Origin of the sequence: Rhizobacter sp., from assembly GCF_031412075.1 — a bacterium.
Classification (GTDB): domain Bacteria; phylum Pseudomonadota; class Gammaproteobacteria; order Burkholderiales; family Burkholderiaceae_C; genus Rhizobacter.
In genome coordinates, this window is sequence record NZ_JANOCG010000403.1 from 1 (window position 1) to 3,648 (window position 3,648).

4 protein-coding genes are annotated in these 3,648 nt (G+C 62.5%); all 4 read right to left on the bottom strand.

What is annotated here, in order from left to right; translation table 11 throughout:
* Window positions 1-250 (bottom strand): ATP-binding cassette domain-containing protein (locus RMO40_RS15225; protein ID WP_309723035.1); only part of this gene is annotated, 250 nt, incomplete at its 3' end.
* Between the two features lie 7 nt (window positions 251-257).
* Entirely contained in the window at window positions 258-1,697 is a 1,440-nt protein-coding gene (locus RMO40_RS15230) for an ABC transporter permease subunit (RefSeq protein ID WP_309723038.1), read from the bottom strand.
* Between the two features lie 13 nt (window positions 1,698-1,710).
* Window positions 1,711-2,694 (bottom strand): ABC transporter permease subunit, encoded by a 984-nt coding sequence (locus RMO40_RS15235; RefSeq protein WP_309723042.1) that lies wholly within the window; start codon window positions 2,692-2,694, stop codon window positions 1,711-1,713.
* Window positions 2,695-2,721: 27 nt separating this feature from the next.
* Window positions 2,722-3,648 (bottom strand): ABC transporter substrate-binding protein (locus RMO40_RS15240; RefSeq protein ID WP_309723045.1); only part of this gene is annotated, 927 nt, incomplete at its 5' end.

Consider the following 3,648-nt stretch of genomic DNA (forward strand, 5'->3'; position numbering starts at 1 on the left):
CCGCGCGCATCTGCGATTCGGGCAGGGCCAGCACGTCTTGGCCTTCGAGGGTCACGTTGCCGTGGGTGATCTCGCCGCTCTCGGGCAACAAGCGCATGAGAGCCAGCGCCGTCATGCTCTTGCCGCAACCCGATTCACCAACGAGTGCAAAGGTCTCGCCGCGTTTGATGGACAAGGACAAGCCATCGATGGCCTTGACCAAGCCAGAGTCGGCGTCGAGCGCCACCTTCAGTTCGTCGATCTTCAGCATGGCGGCCTCAGGCAGCTTTGCGCTTCAGGCGCACGCGGTAGTTGCTGGCGCGCGGGTCGAAGGCGTCGCGCACGCCATCGGCAAACAGGTTGGCCGCGAGCACGAGGGTCACCATGAAGCCGAAGGCGGCGGCGAACGACCACCACACCACCGGGTCAAGGCTCATCTCATTGCGGGCGAGGTTGATCATGCCGCCGAAGCTGTTCATCGACGGGTCGACCCCCACGCCCACGTACGACAGCACCGCTTCATACAAGATCAGCGCGGAGAATTCGAGCACGGTGACGATGAGCATCAGGTGTGCCGCATTCGGGAAGATGTGCCGCACCATGATGCGCGTGTTGCTGACGCCGAATGCGTTGGCGGCCTGCACGAATTCAAGTTCACGCAGCTTGAGTGTTTCTCCGCGCAGCAGACGGCACAGCCCAGCCCAGCCGGTGAGGCCGAGCACCACACACAACAAGAAAAGCTTCAGGTCGGCGCGCTCGGCGCCGGTCTCGAACAGTTCGGGGTGTTTGTCGAGAAACACCTGCACCATGAGCACGCAGGCCGCGATGAGCAGCACGTTGGGAACCGAAGACAACACGGTGTAGAGGTACTGGATGACTTCATCGACCCAGCCCTTGAAGTAGCCGGCCATGATGCCCAGCACCACGGCCAGCGGCAAGGTGGCCACGGTGGCGAGCGTGCCGATCACGAAGGCGGTGCGAATGCTCTTGAGCGCCTGGTACAGCACGTCGTTGCCGGTGCGGTCGGTGCCGAACACGTGGTAGTGGCTCATGAGCGCAATGGTCGGCCCGGCGAGAACGCCGATCGACATTACCGCCCAGAGCGCGGCGTGCCAGGGAATGTCGCTCTCGCCTTTCAAGACGCTGCGCGCCGTGACGGCCCAGGACTCGGCACGGCGTCGCGCGATCACAGCGACCAGCAATGCGCTGAGGCCGGCCGTGACAAGCAATCCCAACACCAAGCCCATCACACTGCGCTTGATCAAATCACCCACCCACTGCGTGGCGGGGTCGGTCAGGTGCGCACCGCCAAATGCCAGTCGCGGCGGCTCGCGGGTCAGCTTGCCTTGGACCTCGACCGATTCCTTGAAAAACCCGACGTAGGACAAGGGTCGGGAGTACGAAGGCTCGCGCGACTCGACCAGGCGCGACAACAGCGTGTCGAGCACCGAGATCGTTCGCACGTCGTAAGCCACGCTGGTGTTGACCACACCCGGCGCGGGGGGCAGCGCACGTCGGTAGTGAACGCTGTCGAGCAAGGTGATCACCAGGCACAACAACAGAACCACAAATGAGGCCATCGCGGCCGGGTCGGTGAACACACGGCGCCAGTTGCGCGCGAGGCCTGGCTTGCGCGACACGAAAACCCCGTAGCCCACCATGCCGGCCACAAGCACCCAGATGGAAACGTCTGTCCAGAGGAATACAAACTTCGGCATCACTTCTCGTTCCTCATGCCAGCCGGATCCGGGGGTCGGCCCAGGTGTAGGCCACGTCGATCGCGATGTAGGTGGCGATGTAGAGCAAGGAGCCCACGAACACCATGGTGCGAACAATCGCAAAGTCTTGTTTGCCGATGGCCTCGATCACGTACGCACCGAGCCCCGGCAGACCAAAGAAACTTTCGAAAACCAGACTGCCCATGAACACATAAGGCAGGTAAGCGCCCGCGCTGGTGATGATGGGAATGAGCGCGTTGCGCAACACGTGGCGGAACAGCACCACCATCTCGGCCAGGCCCTTGGCACGCGCAGTGCGAACGTAGTCGCGGCCGATTTCTTCGAGGAACATGGCCCGGTACAGACGCGCCTCGGTACCCAGCCGCGCGATCAGCGACAAGACAATCGGCAAGATCAGGAACTTGACCGCATCGAGCCCCGGCTCATAGCCCGAGATGGGTGCCAGCTTGAGCACGCGCGAGAAGAGCACCTGGCCGACGATGATGTAGAAGAAGCTGGAGATCGACAGCATCACCACACAACTCACCACGCCCCAGAAGTCGAGCCGCGTGTTGCGAAACATCACCAGCAGCAGCGCAAACGCCGTGCTCGCGATCACCTGCAAGATAAAAAGCGGCAGCGCAAACTGGATGCTGACCCACATGCGGCTGCTCACCTCATGGCCGATGTTGCCGGCGCTTTCACCGTCTGCACGGCCGAAGTCCAGCGTGAACAGCGACACCGAACGCTCCCAGAAAATGGTTTCGGTCAACCGCTCCCTGCCCTGCTTGGCGTCGTTAAGGTACAGCGGCTTGTCGTAGCCACGCTCTGACTTCCACTTGACGATGGCCTCCGGCGTGACGCGCTTGCCGCCGATGTTCAGCCGCGCCATGTCGTCGGGCGTGTTGACGGTGAAGAAGAGGAAGAAGGTCGCCAGGTTCACACCCAGCAACACCAGTGCCCCGTAGATGAGGCGGCGAAAGACGTAGGAAAGCATCGGTCGGCTGTATTCGTCAGGTCATCGTCAGGCCAGCACTTCGCCGCGCGCATTGGTGCGCTCGCGGCGGCGGAGCATGGCGCGCGCCGGCAGCAGCGCAGCGAGCACGGCGATCACCGCCAGGATCACCGGCCACCAGAGTGGCTGATTCCATTCGCGAAGGCTCTTCACGCGTTGCTCGCTGTCGATGCGCAGGTAACGCCCATGGTCTCTGATCAGCACCGCCGGCTTGGAGTTGTAGACCCAGCCCTGCGCCGCCGCAGACGAATACGGGAAGTAGCCAAACGACCAGGGCGCGTCGTCCTGCGTGATCTTGACCATCTCGTCGATCACGGCTTGCTTCTGCGGGCCGTCGTCGAGCAACTTCATCTTGGTGAAGAGCTTGTCGTAAGCCGGGTTTTCGTAGTTGGCGGTGTTCTCGCCGTCGGCCCGTGTCTTGCCGTTGGGGCCGTAAAGGAGAAAGAGAAAGTTCTCGGCATCCGGGTAATCGGCCAACCAGCCCAGCCAGAACACCTGGTACTTGCCTTTGCGAATCTTGTCCTGGAACTGGCTGTTATCGGTGGCGCGCACTTCGAGCTGGATGTCGATTTTGGCGAACTGGCGCACCACCCAGTCGATTTCGGGTTTGCGCTCAGGCGTGGGAGGCGCGTAGTAGTCGTAGTTGATGACCAGCGGGCGGCCGGTCTTTTCGTCACGCCCGCTCGGATAACCGGCTTCGGCCATGAGCCGCTTCGCATCGGCGATGGAGCGGCGCACGATCTTGCTGTCGACCACTTGGTGCGTCACCGGGTTCACGCCTTCCAGCGTGCCATGCCGTGAGCCGAAGATGCCATCAGGCAGAGGCCCCATCGCCGTCTCGCCCGCTTTCTTCGGGAAGACCTTTGAGTATTCCTCCCAGTCGAGCGCGATCGAGATGGCCTGGCGCAGCTTGCGGTTGCGCGCCTGCTGCTCGGG